The following is a 16764-nucleotide window of genomic DNA, read 5'->3' as shown; positions in this document are numbered from 1 at the left end:
ATTTGGCTCAGATTGGGTCGTCGATTAGCAGGGTGTCGGGCTCGTCTTCGGGTGATGTTATGCGGTGACTTTTCGGTGCTGCAAGCGCCGATGCTGGATGGTCAGGCGTTTGATCCATTCGCGCTGTTTGATGATGGCTGCGGCCCTGCCGAAGTAGGCGTCGGCTGGTGTGACGTTATCTAGGCTCTCGTGGTAGCGCCGGTGGTTGTAATCCTCAACGAAGGCGGCGATCTGGGCCTCAAGATCACCGGGCTGGAAGTAGTTTTCGAGCAGAATGCGGTTCTTGAGGGCCTGGTGCCAGCGCTTGATCTTGCCCTGGGTCTGGGGATGCATTGGCGCGCGCCGGACGTGGCTCATAGCCCGGCCCTCGATATGGTCGTAGCTCTTGAGCAATCTAGCAGGGACCATTATCGCTGAGCAGGCGGGGTTTGTGATGCACATGGGCCTGATCGCAGCCTGAGGCTGTGAGGGCCATGTCCAGTGTGTCGGTAACCTCCCCGGCCCGCATCGTGCCGCACAGCCTATGTCAAGCTATCTACAGCTTTGCGTTCTGGACGAGGTCCCTCAGCTTCTCAAACAGCTCTTCAGCGCGCTGCTTTGACGGATCGAATCCGGTCATTCGACCGATCTTGTCAAATGAAGCGCTGTCGTTGTAGGCGGACCCGACAAAGGCCATGGACCAGCTATCGAACGAGCGCGCTGCAATTGGCGAAAACTCCAGCAGGGCGACGTCTCCGTGCCGCGTATCCTGCTGTATGCGCTCAAAGGTGACCTCAATGGCGGCCCGAGGCCCCTCAAGAACTTGTCCAAAATAGTTTTTGGTAAACATCAGCGCGCCAGTAACATCCACCAGATTGTTGTTGCGGCGGCTGGTGTCGAGAATTTGTTCGATCTGCTGCAGAACTTCTGCGTCTGATCCTGATAGGCGGTTTGCGCTGTAGTAGACAAGCCGATAGTCGGACATGAGTTTCTCTTGCTAGAGGGGGGATTGTTGGATCAGAGCGCTGACCGCTTCGGCGTTCATCGGCCGGCCGGTCAAGAAACCTTGCACCTGCCGACATCCCTGCTCGAATATTTGTGTCAGTTGTTCTTCGGTTTCGACACCTTCGGCAATAGTGGTCATGCCGAGGCTTTCTCCCAGTGCCGAGACTGCCCGCACGATCGCGGCGCTGTCTGGATCGGTCACGGATTTGCGGACGAACGACTGGTCGATCTTGATCTTGTCGAACGGGAATTTCTGCAGGTAGCTAAGAGAAGAATAGCCGGTGCCGAAATCATCCATGGAGATGCGTACCCCGGTTGACTTGATCTTGGTCAAAACAGAAATCACAGTGTCGGTATATTCCAGCAGCGCCCCTTCGGTGATCTCAAGTTCGAGTCGCTCTGGTGCGAGGCCTGAATCGGCCAGTGCCGAGGCAACAGTGCTGACCAGTTGCTCGGTGCGGAACTGCAGGGGCGAGATGTTTACGGCAATTGAGAGATGCGGCGGCCATGCGGCGGCAACAGAGCAAGCGGTCCGCAGTACCCACTCACCTAGCGGAACGATGAGGCCGAGGTGCTCGGCGAGGGGAATAAAACTTGCCGGCGAGACATCGCCACGAACTTCGTGTTGCCACCGCAGCAAAGCTTCGAACCCCAAAAGATGGCGGCCGCTGATTTCGTATTGCGGCTGGTACGCCAACGAGAATTCCCGCATCGCGAGAGCGCGGCGTATATCAACTTCGAGGTCCCGTCGCTCTTGGCTTTGCCGATCCATTTCGCTGGTGAAAAAACGATAGGTACCGCGTCCCTCGCTCTTGGCGCAAAACAGGGCCAGATCGGCGTTCTTTATGATTTCATCCGGGTTGTTTCCGTCTTGTCCGATCACCGCGATCCCGACGCTGACACCTATATTTACCAAGTGACCACCGGCAAGATAACTCCGGCTTACCACATCGATCAATTTGGTCGCGAAGACTTCAGCGGCACCCCGATGGTCTACTTCTGCAAGCAGGACTGCGAACTCGTCACCACCCAAGCGGGCGATGATATCCTGCGCGGACAAAATATTGCCGATCCGGTCCGCGACCAACTTAAGGAGCGCATCGCCCACCGGATGCCCAAGCGTATCGTTCACCGCTTTGAAGCGGTCGAGGTCAAGATACAATAGATGAGCGGATTTTTCGGTGTCTTCCATAGCCTGCGAAAGGCGCGTGAGCAATTCCACACGCGTTGCCAGGCCGGTCAGAGGATCGCGATGCTGACTGAGAGCGCTGCGAACGACAAAAGACACGTCCGATAATTCGACTAGCGTGGCTTCACCCATCATCCTCGCGCGAGCCATTATAGTTCGTCCGTCGCGCATTTCGAATTGGAACTGGGTCGAGCCGGAGACCAACATTGCAGCAAACGCATTTCTAGTGCCGGCAGCGCAGATGCCGAATTTTTCAGCGTCGCTAATTAGGTCTAGAACGGGTTTGGACTGGTAGTTCTTGCCTAGGATCAGAGCCTGAGCGCTGCCATTGCACGTCAATACCCTAAGGTCGCTGGATATCCAGATAGTTCCGGTCGCCAATAGATCGTCAGATGCTTCGACGCCATACAGAAGCGGCGCCAGAACGTTCTTGGCTTTAATCATAAAATTTACCCCCACGGTACTTTGAGTGGGCCGGGTAAATTTTCCGTTTCGGTCCAGGCCATCGTAGTCTCCGTTCAGTCTCACAACCGAACTGAACCGCAGCCTGCTGGAACTGCTAAACTCTTTATGGGTTGGGCTCTTAATGCCATTCGCGACGCCTTCGCATCATATGTTTCTTAACGCTCAGTAGAATAAGGTTTTGTGAAGGAGTTAATCAGTGGCAGAAATAGAAGTGACCTTTGAGTCCTTAACGTTGAACGATCTCGAAGCCATGAGCGATGAGGATCGCGATGCGCTGCCGTTCGGTGTGGTCGGATTTGCAGAAGATACAACGGTAAATATCTATAACGCGACCGAAGCGCAAATGTCGGGGCTTGATCCGGCTACCGTAATCGGGATCCCCTTTTTTGACGCTGTTGCACAGTGCATGAACAACTTCATGGTTGCACAGCGGTTCGAAGACGAGCCCGATCTGGACGACATCGTGCCATATGTACTGACGTTGCGAATGCGACCGACGAAGGTACGATTGCGGCTGCTAGCAGCGGCCGGAAAATCGCGACGTTACGTCCTTATCGAGCGGTAGGAACCGTCATGTCCGACAGGTCAAGTGAAGAAGAGCTACTCGAGTTTTTATACGCTTGTCCCGTGGGATTGATAGAATGCGATGCCGCGGGCGAAATCGGGATGATTAACCCCCACGCAATGCAGCACCTTCTGCCACTAGCGGGTGCAAGTGGTGCCAGCAACTTGTTCTCGGCATTGCAACAGCACGCGCCGGAATTACGGAGTGTCGTGAGCGCCTTCACGGCCCCAATAGGTCGAATTTGCGATGGGCATCGTATTTTCGTCGATTTGGGAGTTGGGCGACGCACTTCGGCTCCCAAGGTTTTGACTTGCACGATAGTCAAGCTTGGGCCGGATCGCCTCATGGCGACTTTAACGGACGTCAGCCAGCAGATCGTTCAAGAACAGCGACTGCGCCAGGCGGACACGTGGTTTGCCACCTTGCTAGACGGCGTTCACGACTACGCGACGCTGGAGATCACGCCCGATGGCAAGATCGCGTCGGCCAATGCCTGCTTCACCCGCCAGACAGGTTTCAACCATTTGGAAGTTACCGGGCAGGATCTTGCCAAGGTTCTGAGAACTGAGGAGACCGGCGGCGACCTGCGCTTGGAGGAGCAATTCGAGATCGCCGGGAGCGACGGTTGGCACCTGCAGGAAGGGTGGCAACAGCGTGCCGGCGGAGAACCCTATTGGTGCCAACGTCTCGTCGTCGCACGATCGACGGGTGACGGTACGATGCCGACTGGCTTCTCTGTCGTTCTGCGGGACGTGCCGCGACGCGAAGAAGCTGGCGCCGACTTGCAGCGTTTACTGACGCGCGACCCGCTTACTGGGTCGGCAAATAGGCGGCATTTCAGCCAGTCGATGGAGCAGGAACAAACGCGCTGGCGCGAATTTCGCCAATCACTCTCATTGATTGTCCTAGATCTCGATCACTTCAAGGTTGTCAACGACACCCATGGTCATCCGATAGGCGATCTTCTGCTCTGCAGTGTCGCCACGGCTTGCGCTGGGCTTCTCCCGCCACGTGGTATATTCGCACGGCTTGGTGGTGAGGAATTTGGCGTCATCCTTCCGCGATATGACCGCGAACAGGCGCTTGACCTTGCCGAAGAGATGCGGAAGGCGATCGCTGCTCTCGTTGTGCAAAGCCCGGGCGGCATCGTAAAGGCAACGGCGAGCTTCGGCTGTGCAACCCTGGACGAAGCCGAAGGGTCGATCGACGACCTCCTCGCGTTAGCGGACACTCGTCTTTACGCTGCGAAGCGCGACGGTCGAAACCGCGTGCACCAAGTGGAAGGCCGCGCAGCTTGAGCTCGCTTCGATTACAGCGTCCGGGCGTACGCCGCATCGCCTGCTCGGTGGTTGCCGTCGAGACCCGCCGCCTGAGGGAGGCGGAGCCGCCGCAGTCATTGCAAGGCGAATGGTCGGAAGCAACGTCGATCGGCGAAGAAGGGCTGGAACTAGACTCACTGGAACAGCTCGGCGCTCTAGGTGCTTTGGCGGAGACGTTCGGTATTGATGACAGCATTCTTGGAGAGGAAAGACCGCTTACAGTCGGCGCATGGATCGACTGGATCATGCGCGGACTTGATGTTGGGGTCAATTCTATCACTGTTCTAACATCAGGCTCAACGGGCAGCCCGCGCCCGTGCCAGCATGTTGTAACGGATTTGCTTGATGAGGCCGCGTTCCTCGCTGCGCAGTTTGGAGACCGCCGCCGGGTAGTTGCGCTAGTCCCGGCGCATCATCTCTACGGAATGATCTGGACCGCGTTACTCCCCGACGCGCTCGGTGTGCCGGTTGTCGTACGCACAATTGGCATGCCGCTCGGCTTGGTCCCTGGCGATCTGATCGTCGCTGTACCAGATCAGTGGCGGGCGATGCTGCGGCTAACACGCCGCTTTCCTCAGGATGTCATCGGCATCAGTTCTGCAGGCACGCTCGACAACTTGGTTGGGACCGGTTTGATCGCTGCGGGGCTGACGCGGCTGATCGATGTCTATGGCTCATCCGAAACAGGTGCGATCGCAATGCGTGACGTGCCCGCACCTGCATATGAACTCCTGCCGCGTTGGCATTTAACAACACTAGGGGACGGCGATTGGCAACTCGTCGACCGTACCGGCGCGTTTGTGGCACTGCCCGACTATGTCGAACGGACCAGCGATCGCTTTTTGCTGCCTGCGGGCCGGCGCGACGGTGCCGTACAGGTCGCCGGGCTAAACGTCTGGCCGCAGCGCATCGCTGGCGTGTTGCGAGAGGTCAGCGGCGTGGCCGACGCATCGGTGCGACTTCATACAGACGGTCGCTTGAAAGCCTTCATCGTTCCTCGGGATTGTCGAGACACCGCCGATCTCTTAGCCGTACTGGAGCGGACGGTATCGACACAACTGCTCAATCACGAACGCCCCAAGAGCTTTACGTTCGGCGCATCCCTTCCATGCAACGCAATGGGCAAACTTGAAGACTGGAGTGATGGGCCCAACAGCCGCGAGGTTGGCGCACAAGAGCGGCTTGATTTGCAATAGCCAATCCCGTCAATGCCGCAGCTTGCCGTTGCAAGTGGTGATCCGCTGTTGGGGTCCGTGGTGAAAGCCACTCATACTAACTCAGTCTTTGTCGTCGGGACCAGCTTGGCATCCTGTCCAGTTTGCCGGGACCACCTCAATAAGGGTGCCTTAACCCGACATGACCGACATGGACACGTTGCGGACCACGACTTTCTGTTGGATTCTACCTCGGGACGGCATGGGCGGCAGACAGATCCAGAACTTGTACTTCAGCGTATCAGTGTGTAGCTGGCATGACGGCAAGGTTGCCGTGCCAGGGAGCAATCACGGTGCGATTCCCCATCCCTATCAATCCTGGCCCTAGCGAGGAGAGCGTCTGGGATTATCCGCGCCCGCCTCGGCTGGAGCATGTCGGCAAGCCTATTCAGATCGTTTTTGGCGGGACGCTTATTGTGGAAGCGGCCGAATGCTTCCGGGTTCTCGAAACCAGTCACCCGCCGGTCTACTATATTCCCCCCAATTTCATCGAGACAGGGGTGCTCCAGCCAGCTTCCGGCTCAAGCATGTGCGAGTGGAAGGGCCGAGCTGACTATTTTGACGTTGTAGCAAACGGAAAGGTCGCGCTGCGGGCAGCTTGGCGCTATGCGGCCCCAACGGACAGTTTTGCACCCATCGCTGGTTTCATTGCATTTTACGCTGGGCCGATGGATCGGTGCTCAGTCGGCAGTGAGATGGTCACACCCCAGCCGGGCAGCTTTTATGGCGGCTGGATTACCCCTGGCATTGTCGGGCCGTTCAAGGGCGAGCCCGGCTCGCTTGGCTGGTGAAACGCCGCTGGAGTGGCAAGGCGGAAGGGAGATTGAGTGAAGGCGTGTCGCGAAACAAGATCTCCCTTTCAAGACCTGTGCGGCCTGCAACCGGCCGTTTGTCTGGCGAAAGAAATGGGCAAAGGTATCGGACGACGTCAGATATTGCTCCGACGCCTGTCGGGCCCAGCGACAGGTCAAGCCTAACTAGATGCCACATTTGGTCGGTAGACTATGCGGTCCGGCAGCGATGGATGAGCTTTATAGATTGTGAAACATGGACAGGGCGGGTGGCATGACCGAAGGCCAAATACATCTCGCCCGAAACCTCGCCTATGCCGGCATCATACCGCCATGGCTAGCCTTGATTGTGCACATTTCTACCGGATTGCATTGGGCCAATTTTCCTGCGCTAACGTACGGCGCCATCATTGCCAGCTTTGTGTGCGGCATGCATTGGGGCCTCTGCATGCAGCCGCGTCAGCCGATGCCCGTCAACCTGCTGATTACCAGCAATGCTGGCGCCTTGGCCGCCTGGGCCATGCTGCTGGCCTCACTATGGTCGGCCGCCTTCGCTTTTCTCGGTCTGGCAATCGTGTTGGGGGTGCTGTTGTTTATCGACCGAAAACTGTTGTCTGCGGCGGTTATCGAGCCGTGGTTCTGGACCGTGCGGCGCAATGCCAGCATTGGCCTTTGCGCCGGGCTGGTCTTTTGGAGCATCCTGGCATGACGCGGATCGCAGTTATCGGCGCGGGCATTGCCGGGGTCTGCCTGGCCCGCGAGCTTGCTCGAAATCACCATGTCGTGGTGTTCGAAAAAGGCCGCGGCGTGGGCGGGCGCATGGCAACGCGATATGCCGGCCAATTTGCGGTTGATCACGGCGCCCAATATTTCACCATCCGCGATCCAAGATTTGCTGCCGTTCTCGGGCCGTTGCTTGCTGTTGGCACTGCCGCCCCCTGGGTAGGACCCATTGCGAGGATCGACAATGGTGCCGTCACCTCCATTGGGGAGCTGCGCGACCTGCATTATGTCGGTGTGCCCAACATGAACAGCGTGGCAAAAGCGCTCGCGCTTGGCCTCGATCTGCGACTGGGTATCGAGATTGACCCGCTGACTGCCCGGACACCCGACGGCTGGCAGCTGATCGATGTGCACGGAACCGATCACGGCCTGTTCGACTGGGTAGTTTCGACAACCACAGCGCACCAGACCATGGCGCTGTTTGCCGATAATGCGCCGTCAGGCGGACCATTGACGACTACCAGGATGGCTCCCTGCTACGCTTTGATGCTGGGTTTTGAGCGCCCGCTGAGCCTGCCATGGGTCGCGGCCCGGGTATCAGCGTCAGCTATAGACTGGATCGGCGTCAATTCGACCAAACCGGGGCGAGACCTGTCCAGCACCACGCTCGTCGTCCATTCGACCAGCAACTGGGCGGCCCAGCACCTCGGCCAGGAAATCGAAGATCTGGGTCGGCTGCTGGGCAAAGCATTGCGCGAGGCCACAGGGATAGAGCCGGATTTGGCGGCCTACAAGGCCACGCATCGCTGGGCCTCTGCGCGCCGGCTGCCGCAGCCGGACAGTCAACCATACGTCGATCTATCGCTTCAGCTCGCCGCAACGGGCGACTGGACCACTGGCAGCCGCATCGAGCATACCGTGCTCAGCGCGCTGGATCTGGCTGCCATGATCAACGAGGCCGAAGGCCTGTCGTCTCGTTCACCGGACAACTAGTGACGCTTGGGGAGCTGCGAACTCATCGAGCAAGGCGCGCATGTCGATCTTTGCGCCGAGCCGGCTGGCCAGCAGATACATGCCTCCGATCTTGCGATGCACGAAAAGAGTATCGATCGGAGGAATGGACCACAGGTCGGCGCTAAACCCTGAAGCCAGCGCCCGGTCACGTGCCCGGCGCGGCAGGTCAGCCGTCACAAAATCGAATAGCGGGCTGGCCATGACGTTATCCATTCCCATTGCCAGCAGATCGACTGCCAGCTCTGCCAGCCGGTACTGTTGCGGCTCAAAATATCCAATGTCGAGCATGGCGCTGCGCTGCCTTGCCGTGTCGCCCGTCAGCGCAGCCCGCAGCAGTTCGCGCAACTTTCCGGTCAGCTCGGCTGGAATACTGCGCGTCGCGCCGAAATCTAGCAGGACCAGACGCCCGGATATCGGTTGATAGCGGAAATTGGCGAAGTTTGGATCGCTCTGGATCACCCCAAAGACGAATACTTCCTGCAGCGTCAGGCGGATGAGGCGTTCGGCAATGCGGTTTCGCTCGGCCTGTGGACGGGCGATCAACCAGTCGATCGGTTCACTCTCGATAAAGCTCATTGCCAGCACGCTTTGGCCAGTCAGGTCGCCATAGACTTCGGGCAGCAGCACGGTCGGATCGTCGGCAACCAGCTTGGCATACCACCGGATCTGGTCAGCCTCATAGATATAGTTCGCTTCCTGCTGCAACTGCCGGCGCGCCTCCTTGACAACCGCATCAAGCGATACGGCCGCTGGAACCAGCCGAGACAGGCGCAGCAAGGACACGATATTGTCCAGGTCGCTATCGATGCTCGCGGCGATACCAGGATATTGCACCTTGATGGCCAGATCGCGGCCCGCGCGTGTCCTGGCACGATGCACCTGCCCGATGGAAGCGGCGGCAATTGGCGTCATGGCGAAATGATCGAACCGATCCCGCCAGCTTGGGCCCCACTGCAGGGACAACTGCTGTTCGAGTTGCCGGGTCGGCATGGGCGACGCGTTAGCTTGCAGGCGCGACAGAATTGTCGACCATTCGTCAGGCAGGATTTGACCGGCATCCATGGACAGCAACTGTCCCAATTTCATCGCAGCACCGCGCAGATGCGACAGTTGCTCGGCGACGCGAAGGGCATTGGCAGGCGCCAGAACCAGTTCGCCCAACCTCGGAGGCTTGCCGCTCAATAGCTGCCGGGCACTGGAAAATGCCATTCTTGCGCCAATCGATCCGGCCATGGCGCCAAGTCCGAATAATCGCTCCAGCCTTCCAGTTGGCACAGGCCGATTTTTGCGGTCGTCGGACATGCATCACCTTTGTTAATCCTTGTACGAACCCGCTCCATCGCTGGATCGTTCACGACAGCTGAGCGCAGATGGCCCCAAGTCCAAAAAGGCAGACGCCACCTGCAATATCCGGGCGCCCTGCCTTACAAGCGATCGCGAACACCGAACGGACGCGGCAACGATGAGAAGATGTGGACAAAAGGGAAAGCCCGGCGGCAGAGGTGGCTGGGGAAATGTGCACGGCGGGATTGGTGGATTTTGTGCCTGATGGCGGCCAGTATTGCAGCGAACCGGAGCGACCTGACCAGCCGACTCTGCCGCAAGCACACGCCGGTGTTCAAGGCGAAAGTAGCACTGGCCGCCATCAAGGGTGAGATGACCCTGGCGGAACTGGCTCGGCAGTTTGACGTGCATGCCAATCAGATTACGCAATGGCGCAGCCAGCCTCTGGAAGGCGCTGCAGATGTTTTTGGCGGCGAGGCTCGCCCTGAGCCCTTCGTGCCGACAGTGGATGTGAAGACACTGCACGCCAAGATCGGCCAGTTGATACTGGAGAACGTTTTTTTGGAAGGAGCGCTCAGCAAAGCCGGCCTGTTGAGCGCAAAGCGATGATCGGTCGGGGTCATGATCTGTCAGTGACCCGGCAGGCGCTGGTGCTCAATATCAGCCGGAGCAGCGGCTGCGGGCCCCGTGCGACGTGCTAGCGCAAGTTGCGGGCCGGTGAGGTTTTTCAAGCGGGCCTGGGTGCCCTCTTCGACCAAGGCGGCTTTGAACCAAAGACGAATCGTTCCCAGTCGGGCCACTTCCAGCCTTCGCTGATGGAGATGGCCACCACCACACCCTTGTTGGCGCGTTTCAGAAAACTGGCGTTCAATCTCGATGCCACCTGGGCCGCGAGAAGCCGCGCTTCACTGGTGGATACGGGTCTTGAGTGATCGCTGGATCCGTGGTCCCGCAAATGCGTGGACCAGATCCTCAGGGACGCGTCGAACGTACTGATAGACGCCGTTTCCGAGCGCCACGTGAGCCGGCAGAGCCATATCTTCGTCGTCCATGTTATGCATATTGTTATGCATCCCGGGGGCTTGCAAGCCCAAAAAGCGGCGATAAATAAGGAATAGCAAAGACTTAGAGGAAAACTGGTGGGCCCACCAGGACTCGAACCTGGAACCAGACCGTTATGAGCGGTCGGCTCTAACCATTGAGCTATGGGCCCTCAACTGCCTCATATCAGCCTGTCCACCGCTGGCAAGAGGGGAAGTCGATTGCTCGTGTTGAACTTTTTGCCAGCCGGGCCAAATCGTACGCCGATGGCACCCCTTCCTCCCCTCGTTCGTCGGGCGATTTTTGTTCGCAAGCCGCCCCGCCTGCGCTACATCCTGCCGCAAGGGAGAAGCACCATGCGCGAAGGCGATATCATCAATGGCCTGGTCAAGGGGCTCTCGGTCATCGAGTGCTTCGATGAGGAACACGCCAGCCAGTCGATCACCGACGTCGCCAATCGGACCGGCCTCGAGCGCGCAACTGCCCGTCGCTGCCTGCTGACACTGACCCATCTCGGCTACGCCAACTACGACGGCAAATTCTTCCGCCTCACCCCACGCGTGCTCAATCTGGGCCATTCCTATCTCGCTGCCACGCCGCTGCCGCGGCTGATCCAGCCCTTCCTCGAAGAGCTGTCCGGCCAGATCAACGAAAGCTCGTCGGCAGCCGTGCTCGATGGCACCGAAATTCTCTATATCGCCCGCGCTTCATATCGTCGCGTAATGTCGATCAATCTCGGCGCCGGCGCGCGCCTGCCCGCCTATTGCACCTCGATGGGCCGCATCCTGCTCGCCGCCATGCCCGCTGCTGTCGCCCGCGACGTGCTCGAGCGCTCCGACCGCATCGCCTATACGGAAAAAACCAAAGCCGACCTGCCCTCGCTCATCACCGAACTTGCCGTCGTCGCCGCACAGGGTTTCGCAGTGATCGACGAGGAGCTTGAACTCGGCCTCTGTTCCATCGCGGTGCCGCTGTTCAATGCCCAGGGCCAGACCGTCGCCGCTCTCAATATCGGTGCCCAGTCGGCGCGCGCCTCCACCTCGCACATGATCGCCAATTTCCTGCCGCTGATGCGCAAGGTCCAGGCCGAGGTCCGCCCCCTGCTGCGCTGATGCCCTCTGCCGGACCGATGCATGCCTGTCATAAACCCGGCCTAAGCTTGATCCTGGCGCATCGATTCCGCGGCTGGGGCTCGTAGCAGCCGCCCTTTGCCCACCTGCAGCGACCTGAGCAGGAGTCCGTGCGAGTCCGCCCGAATGTCACATTCCAGAGTCATAATTGACCCTTTGAGCCGGTTTATTCCGCAAACAGCTCAATCATTTCAATGCATTAACTTGTCACAAACGCGTCATGAAACAGCAATAAAACTGTCGCGTGGCCCCCATATGGTCCCCCTCGTCAAAGGCAGGACAGGGGCGAGAACAGCCCCAAAGGCCGGCCAGGTTTGAACTGAATTCGTAAAAAGGGAACTCCCCATGAAGATCGCACTCTACGCCAGTGCTGCCGTAATCGCGCTCGCCGCCTTCGGCACCACCGCTGCTTTCGCCCAGTCGCGTGACACCATCCAGATCGCTGGCTCGTCCACCGTGCTGCCTTTCGCTTCGATCGTTGCTGAAGAGTTCAGCGCTGCTTTCCCAGAATTCAACACTCCGGTTGTTGGTTCGGGCGGCACCGGCGGCGGTCTGAAGCAGTTCTGTGAAGGTGTTGGCGACAACACGATCGACATCGCGAACGCTTCGCGCAAGATCAAGGACAGCGAACTCGAGGCTTGCACCGCCGCTGGCGTGACCGACGTTCGTGAAGTCCAGTTCGGCTACGACGGCATCGTGTTTGCTTCGTCCTCGTCGGGCCCAGACTTCGCACTGACCCCGATCCAGGTTTACAAGGCAATCGCCGCCCAGGTCATGGTTGATGGCGCTCTGGTCGACAATCCCTATACCAAGTGGTCCGAGATCGACGCTGCGCTCCCCGACCAGGCCATCTCGCTCGCTATCCCCGGCACCAATCACGGCACCCGTGAAGTGTTCCAGCTCGAAGTCGTCGATGCTGGCGCTGAAGAAGCCGGTCTTCCTGAAGGCCTGACCGACGACGAGAAGAAAGCGGCCACCACCACATTCCGTCAGGACGTGGTTATCGAGATCTCGGGCGACTACACCGAGACTCTGGCTCGCCTGACCAGCAACCCCGAGACAGTCGGCGTGTTCGGCCTGTCGTTCTACGAGCAGAACACCGACTCGCTCAAGGTTGCTACCGTCAACGGCATCCTGCCGTCGGCTGAAACCGTTGCTGCCGGTGAATACCCCGTCTCGCGCCCACTGTTCTTCTACGTCAAGGGCCAGCACATCGGCGTCGTCCCCGGCATCGAAGAATACGTACAGTTCTTCCTGTCCGAGCAGACTTCAGGTGCCGGTGGCACACTCGAAGCCGCTGGCCTGATCCCTCAGGCAGCCGACAAGACCGCTGAAGTTCTGGCTTCTTTCGAAGCCGGCGCTAAGTAAATCGACCCGGGCCGCGCTGAAAAGCGCGGCCCATCTTCTTTCCTCCGCGGGGGCGCGTCCCATGAATGCCTTGATCGTAGCCGCATTGCTTCTGGTGCTGCTGGGTGTATCCTACCAGTCTGGCTGGTCTCGCAGCCGCAATCTCGTGACCGCCGATGGCGTCAAGGTTCACTCCCGCCCGCAATATCATGGCTCCTACGTCGCCATCTGGGCCATGCTGCCCGCCCTGGCGATCCTCGCCCTCTGGGCCTGGTTCGGTGGCGATCTGACCCACAGCTACACGGTCTCCCAGATCCCGCAGGATATTCTGCTGGGCCTCGACCAGACCGGCCTTAATGGCACCATCACCCGCATCGATGCCCTGGCCTCCGGCTATGGCGTGACCGGCGAAATCCAGCCGTTCGAGCAGTCCGCTGGCGATGCCCTGCGCTCGTTCCAGATGCTGACCTTTGTGGGCGTGCTACTGGTGGCCGCCGTTGCCGGTGGCGCCGCCCTGATCTATGCCCGCAGCCGGGTCACGGCCCGCCTTCGTGCCCGCAATGCGGTCGAGCGCGTCATCAATATCGCGCTGCTCGCCTGCTCTGCCGTTGCCATCCTGACCACCGTAGGCATCGTCGCTTCGCTGGTTACCGAGGCCTATAAGTTCTTCACATTTATCAACCCGCTGGACTTCTTCTTCGGCACGGTCTGGAACCCCAACAACGCCGGCACCGCTGGCAATTGGGGTAGCTACGGCCTGCTGCCGCTGCTGACCGGCACGCTGATGATCACCGTCATTGCCATGCTGGTGGCCGTCCCGGTCGGCCTGATGGCCGCCATCTACCTCAGCCAGTATGCCCATCCTCGCCTGCGCGCCGTTGCCAAGCCGATGATCGAAATCCTTGCTGGCATTCCCACAATCGTCTTCGGCTTCTTCGCGCTGGTCACCGTGGGGCCCTTCCTGCGTGATCTTGGCAACCTGGTCGGTCTCTCGATCAACGCTACCAGCGCGCTAACCGCCGGCGTGGTCATGGGCATCATGATCATTCCCTTCGTGTCCTCGCTCTCCGATGACATTCTTAACCAGGTGCCGCGCACCCTGCGCGACGGCGCCTATGGCCTTGGCGCCACCAAGTCCGAGACCATTCGTAACGTGCTGCTGCCCGCCGCCCTCCCCGGCATCGTCGGCGCCTTCCTGCTGGCCGTCAGCCGCGCCATCGGCGAAACCATGATCGTCGTGCTGGCCGCCGGCAACAGCCCGGTCCTGCGCGGCAATCCGTTCGAGCCCGTCGCCACCATCACCGTCTCCATTGTCAACCAGCTCACCGGCGATACCGATTTCGCCGGTCCCCAATCGCTGGTCGGCTTCGCCCTGGGCCTGACGCTCTTCGTCATCACCCTCTGCCTCAACGTCGTTGCCCTCTATATTGTCCGCCGCTTCCGGGAGCAGTACGAATAGCCATGACCGATACTCTCTCCAACACCCACGCAGCCTCCCTGGAACGCACCAAGCTCGTTCGCGCCGGCCTTCGCCGCCGCCACATGAGCGAGGCCATCTTCCGCGGTCTTGGTCTTGCCGCCATCGTCATGGCACTCGGATTCGTTGCCCTGCTGTTCATCGATATCGGCCGCAAGGGCATCCCGGCCTTCACGCAGTCAAACCTGCACCTGACCGTCACCTTCGATCCCGCAGTGATCGAGGTCGGCCCTGCACCGGCCCGTGCCGACTTCACTTCCGAGGCCGAATACAACGCGGCCAACCTCGGGTGGCAGCGCGAAGTCGCCCTGCTCAACTGGAACACCATTGTCGAGCAGGCTATGCGGGCCGCCGCGCCTGCCGGCCTCGATATCGACAGCCGCACGTTGCTGACCATTCCCGAGACCGATGCACGTCACCGCATCCGCGCGCTGTTCGTGGAAAACCCGGCCCTGCTTGGCCAGACCGTCGATGTCGATGTTCTCGCCTCGGCCAACGCCACCAACTGGATCAAGGGCAATATCGACCGCTCGCTCGGCGACGCCCAGCAGCAATTGGCAGCCCCTGCCCGTACCCTGATCGACACCCTGGTCGAAAACGGCACCATCTCGAACGGCTTCTCGTGGTCGATCTTTACCAATGTCGATAGCCGCGCCGCTCCCGCTTCTGCTGGCCTGCTCGGTGCTTTTGTCGGCACCCTGTGGATGATGCTGATCGTGGTCGCCCTTGCCGTGCCAATCGGCGTCGCCGCCGCCGTCTACCTTGAGGAATTCGCGCCGAAGTCGCGGCTCACCGACTTCATCGAAGTCAATATCAACAACCTCGCCGCCGTGCCCTCCATCGTTTTCGGTCTGCTCGGCGCGGCTGCCTTCATCAACTACATGCACCTGCCTATCTCGGCCCCTATCGTTGGTGGCCTGGTGCTGACGCTGATGACGCTGCCCACCATCATCATCGCCACCCGCGGTGCTCTGCTTGGCGTCTCCCCGTCCCTGCGCCAGGCGGCGCTCGGCATGGGTGCATCCAAGACGCAGATGGTGTTCCACCATGTGCTGCCGGTCACCTTCCCCTCGATCCTTACCGCTACCATCCTCGGTATCGCCCACGCTCTGGGCGAAACCGCTCCGCTCCTGCTCATCGGCATGAAAGCCTTCGTCGCCCAGGTTCCTACCAGCCCGTTCGATCAGGCTACCGCTCTCCCCGTCCAGATTTATCTCTGGCAGGGCAATGAAAACCGCAACTTCTTTGAACCCCGCACCGCCGCCGCCATCATGGTCCTTCTCGCCGTGATGATCTGCCTCAACGGCGTCGCCATCTACCTGCGCTCGCGCCTCGAAAAGCGCGCATAGCTAGAAAAAGGACACGTCAAATGGATATGGTCGCCGGCAAGGTTAAGATGACTCAGCAATCAGTGAATTCCACAATGAACCCGACCGATCTTCTCGAACGTCCGATCCGCCTGACCGCCAAGGACGTTACCGTCCACTATGGCCAGAAGCAGGCCCTGCATGGCATCTCGATCCAGATTCCGGATCGCGCCGTGACCTCCTTTATCGGACCTTCGGGTTGCGGCAAGTCGACGTTCCTGCGTTGCATCAACCGCATGAACGACACCATCGAGGGCGCCAAGGTCGGCGGCACGATCAAGCTTGACGGCGAGGACATCTATGATCCTGCCCTCGACGTGGTCGAACTGCGTGCCCGCATCGGCATGGTGTTCCAAAAGCCAAATCCGTTCCCCAAGTCGATCTATGAAAACGTCGCCTATGGCCCGAAAATCCACGGCCTGGCACGCAACAAGACCGATCTCGACGAGATCGTCGTTTCCTCGCTCCGCAAGGCTGGCCTGTTCGAAGAGGTCAAGGATCGCCTCAACGAGCCAGGCACCGGGCTTTCCGGCGGCCAGCAGCAGCGTCTCTGCATTGCCCGCGCCATCGCCGTCGGCCCTGAAGTTATCTTGATGGATGAGCCTTGCTCGGCTCTCGACCCGATTGCCACTGCCATCATCGAAGAGCTGATCGACGAATTGCGCGAGAACTACACCATCGTCATCGTGACCCACTCGATGCAGCAGGCCGCCCGCGTCTCCCAGAAGACGGCCTTCTTCCACCTGGGCAATCTGATCGAAGAAGGTGTCACCGAAGACATCTTCACCAACCCGGTCAACAAGCAGACCCAGGATTACATCATGGGCCGCATCGGTTAAGTCCGGAGCGTCATC

General features: G+C 59.6%; 15 protein-coding genes, 1 tRNA gene and 3 pseudogenes. 13 read left to right on the top strand and 6 right to left on the bottom strand.

The window, feature by feature from the left end; all coding sequences use genetic code 11:
- Positions 1 to 57: 57 nt before the first annotated feature.
- The 3 genes and pseudogenes from WH91_RS20190 to WH91_RS20180 form a co-directional block, all read right to left on the bottom strand.
- Positions 58 to 523: pseudogene (locus WH91_RS20190) on the bottom strand (integrase core domain-containing protein); the annotation flags it as partial.
- A 12-nt stretch (positions 524 to 535) separates the two neighbouring features.
- Complete coding sequence (locus WH91_RS20185; protein WP_046172807.1) at positions 536 to 964, bottom strand: BLUF domain-containing protein; 429 nt, start codon at positions 962 to 964, stop codon at positions 536 to 538.
- Between the two features lie 12 nt (positions 965 to 976).
- The gene (locus WH91_RS20180; RefSeq protein ID WP_052953012.1) at positions 977 to 2617 is read right to left on the bottom strand and encodes a putative bifunctional diguanylate cyclase/phosphodiesterase; all 1641 of its coding nucleotides are present in this window, start codon (positions 2615 to 2617) and stop codon (positions 977 to 979) included.
- A gap of 217 nt (positions 2618 to 2834) precedes the next feature.
- Between WH91_RS20180 and WH91_RS20175 the strand changes: the two genes are divergently transcribed.
- The 7 genes and pseudogenes from WH91_RS20175 to WH91_RS20150 all read left to right on the top strand — a co-directional run bounded on the left by WH91_RS20175 (position 2835) and on the right by WH91_RS20150 (position 8243).
- Positions 2835 to 3203 (top strand): hypothetical protein, encoded by a 369-nt coding sequence (locus tag WH91_RS20175; RefSeq protein ID WP_199533563.1) that lies wholly within the window; start codon positions 2835 to 2837, stop codon positions 3201 to 3203.
- Between the two features lie 8 nt (positions 3204 to 3211).
- The gene (locus tag WH91_RS20170) at positions 3212 to 4501 is read left to right on the top strand and encodes a sensor domain-containing diguanylate cyclase (protein WP_046172806.1); all 1290 of its coding nucleotides are present in this window, start codon (positions 3212 to 3214) and stop codon (positions 4499 to 4501) included.
- Positions 4498 to 5718, top strand: a complete 1221-nt coding sequence (locus tag WH91_RS20165; protein WP_052953011.1) for an AMP-binding protein — start codon at positions 4498 to 4500, stop codon at positions 5716 to 5718. Before WH91_RS20170 ends, WH91_RS20165 begins: the two co-directional genes overlap by 4 nt.
- A 275-nt stretch (positions 5719 to 5993) precedes the next feature.
- The gene (locus WH91_RS20160; protein WP_046172805.1) at positions 5994 to 6527 is read left to right on the top strand and encodes a DUF427 domain-containing protein; all 534 of its coding nucleotides are present in this window, start codon (positions 5994 to 5996) and stop codon (positions 6525 to 6527) included.
- 64 nt (positions 6528 to 6591) lie between these two features.
- Positions 6592 to 6717 (top strand): annotated as a pseudogene (locus WH91_RS23815) (DUF2256 domain-containing protein); the annotation flags it as partial.
- Positions 6718 to 6801: 84 nt separating this feature from the next.
- Positions 6802 to 7236 (top strand): DUF3429 domain-containing protein, encoded by a 435-nt coding sequence (locus WH91_RS20155; RefSeq protein ID WP_052953010.1) that lies wholly within the window; start codon positions 6802 to 6804, stop codon positions 7234 to 7236.
- Positions 7233 to 8243: an NAD(P)/FAD-dependent oxidoreductase gene (locus WH91_RS20150; protein WP_046172804.1), complete on the top strand. Its 1011-nt coding sequence runs from the start codon at positions 7233 to 7235 to the stop codon at positions 8241 to 8243. The genes WH91_RS20155 and WH91_RS20150 overlap by 4 nt, the downstream gene beginning before the upstream one ends.
- Here the strand turns inward: WH91_RS20150 and WH91_RS20145 are convergent.
- Positions 8229 to 9473 carry an ABC1 kinase family protein gene (locus WH91_RS20145; RefSeq protein ID WP_158409616.1) on the bottom strand — a complete coding sequence of 415 codons (1245 nt, stop codon included), beginning with the start codon at positions 9471 to 9473 and terminating at the stop codon, positions 8229 to 8231. The genes WH91_RS20150 and WH91_RS20145 overlap by 15 nt on opposite strands.
- A gap of 372 nt (positions 9474 to 9845) precedes the next feature.
- On the opposite strand from WH91_RS20145, the pseudogene WH91_RS20140 reads away from it, so the two are divergent.
- Positions 9846 to 10222: pseudogene (locus tag WH91_RS20140) on the top strand (transposase); the annotation flags it as partial.
- A 231-nt stretch (positions 10223 to 10453) separates the two neighbouring features.
- On the opposite strand, the gene WH91_RS26260 reads toward WH91_RS20140, so the two are convergent.
- Both WH91_RS26260 and WH91_RS20130 read right to left on the bottom strand, forming a co-directional pair.
- Positions 10454 to 10585 carry a DUF6538 domain-containing protein gene (locus tag WH91_RS26260; protein ID WP_428040676.1) on the bottom strand — a complete coding sequence of 44 codons (132 nt, stop codon included), beginning with the start codon at positions 10583 to 10585 and terminating at the stop codon, positions 10454 to 10456.
- A gap of 100 nt (positions 10586 to 10685) precedes the next feature.
- Positions 10686 to 10761, bottom strand: a tRNA-Ile gene (locus WH91_RS20130).
- A 184-nt stretch (positions 10762 to 10945) separates the two neighbouring features.
- Here WH91_RS20130 and WH91_RS20125 point away from each other — a divergent pair.
- The 5 genes from WH91_RS20125 to pstB all read left to right on the top strand — a co-directional run bounded on the left by WH91_RS20125 (position 10946) and on the right by pstB (position 16749).
- Entirely contained in the window at positions 10946 to 11701 is a 756-nt protein-coding gene (locus tag WH91_RS20125) for an IclR family transcriptional regulator domain-containing protein (RefSeq protein WP_046172801.1), read from the top strand.
- Between the two features lie 363 nt (positions 11702 to 12064).
- The gene (locus WH91_RS20120; RefSeq protein ID WP_046172800.1) at positions 12065 to 13087 is read left to right on the top strand and encodes a substrate-binding domain-containing protein; all 1023 of its coding nucleotides are present in this window, start codon (positions 12065 to 12067) and stop codon (positions 13085 to 13087) included.
- A 61-nt stretch (positions 13088 to 13148) separates the two neighbouring features.
- Positions 13149 to 14525 carry a phosphate ABC transporter permease subunit PstC gene (pstC, locus tag WH91_RS20115; RefSeq protein ID WP_046172799.1) on the top strand — a complete coding sequence of 459 codons (1377 nt, stop codon included), beginning with the start codon at positions 13149 to 13151 and terminating at the stop codon, positions 14523 to 14525.
- Between the two features lie 2 nt (positions 14526 to 14527).
- A complete protein-coding gene (pstA, locus tag WH91_RS20110; protein ID WP_082102294.1) occupies positions 14528 to 15892 on the top strand; it encodes a phosphate ABC transporter permease PstA in 1365 nt (454 codons plus the stop codon).
- Positions 15893 to 15966: 74 nt separating this feature from the next.
- A complete protein-coding gene (pstB, locus tag WH91_RS20105; protein WP_244542395.1) occupies positions 15967 to 16749 on the top strand; it encodes a phosphate ABC transporter ATP-binding protein PstB in 783 nt (260 codons plus the stop codon).
- Positions 16750 to 16764 lie beyond the last annotated feature (15 nt).

Origin of the sequence: Devosia psychrophila, assembly GCF_000971275.1 — a bacterium.
In the GTDB taxonomy this organism is placed as follows: Bacteria; Pseudomonadota; Alphaproteobacteria; order Rhizobiales; family Devosiaceae; genus Devosia; species Devosia psychrophila.
This window is presented reverse-complemented; position numbering and strand designations above follow the sequence as displayed.

Bases quoted from the DNA above. Each gene is read 5' to 3' on its own strand.
- WH91_RS20120 (WP_046172800.1), top strand. From the start codon at position 12,065: ATGAAGATCGCACTCTACGCCAGTGCTGCCGTAATCGCGCTCGCCGCC.
- pstC (WP_046172799.1), top strand. From the start codon at position 13,149: ATGAATGCCTTGATCGTAGCCGCATTGCTTCTGGTGCTGCTGGGTGTA.
- WH91_RS20125 (WP_046172801.1), top strand. From the start codon at position 10,946: ATGCGCGAAGGCGATATCATCAATGGCCTGGTCAAGGGGCTCTCGGTC.
- WH91_RS20155 (WP_052953010.1), top strand. From the start codon at position 6,802: ATGACCGAAGGCCAAATACATCTCGCCCGAAACCTCGCCTATGCCGGC.
- WH91_RS20180 (WP_052953012.1), bottom strand. From the start codon at position 2,617: ATGATTAAAGCCAAGAACGTTCTGGCGCCGCTTCTGTATGGCGTCGAA.
- WH91_RS20145 (WP_158409616.1), bottom strand. From the start codon at position 9,473: ATGGCATTTTCCAGTGCCCGGCAGCTATTGAGCGGCAAGCCTCCGAGG.
- pstB (WP_244542395.1), top strand. From the start codon at position 15,967: ATGAACCCGACCGATCTTCTCGAACGTCCGATCCGCCTGACCGCCAAG.
- WH91_RS20185 (WP_046172807.1), bottom strand. From the start codon at position 964: ATGTCCGACTATCGGCTTGTCTACTACAGCGCAAACCGCCTATCAGGA.
- WH91_RS26260 (WP_428040676.1), bottom strand. From the start codon at position 10,585: ATGGCTCTGCCGGCTCACGTGGCGCTCGGAAACGGCGTCTATCAGTAC.
- pstA (WP_082102294.1), top strand. From the start codon at position 14,528: ATGACCGATACTCTCTCCAACACCCACGCAGCCTCCCTGGAACGCACC.
- WH91_RS20150 (WP_046172804.1), top strand. From the start codon at position 7,233: ATGACGCGGATCGCAGTTATCGGCGCGGGCATTGCCGGGGTCTGCCTG.
- WH91_RS20160 (WP_046172805.1), top strand. From the start codon at position 5,994: ATGACGGCAAGGTTGCCGTGCCAGGGAGCAATCACGGTGCGATTCCCC.
- WH91_RS20170 (WP_046172806.1), top strand. From the start codon at position 3,212: ATGTCCGACAGGTCAAGTGAAGAAGAGCTACTCGAGTTTTTATACGCT.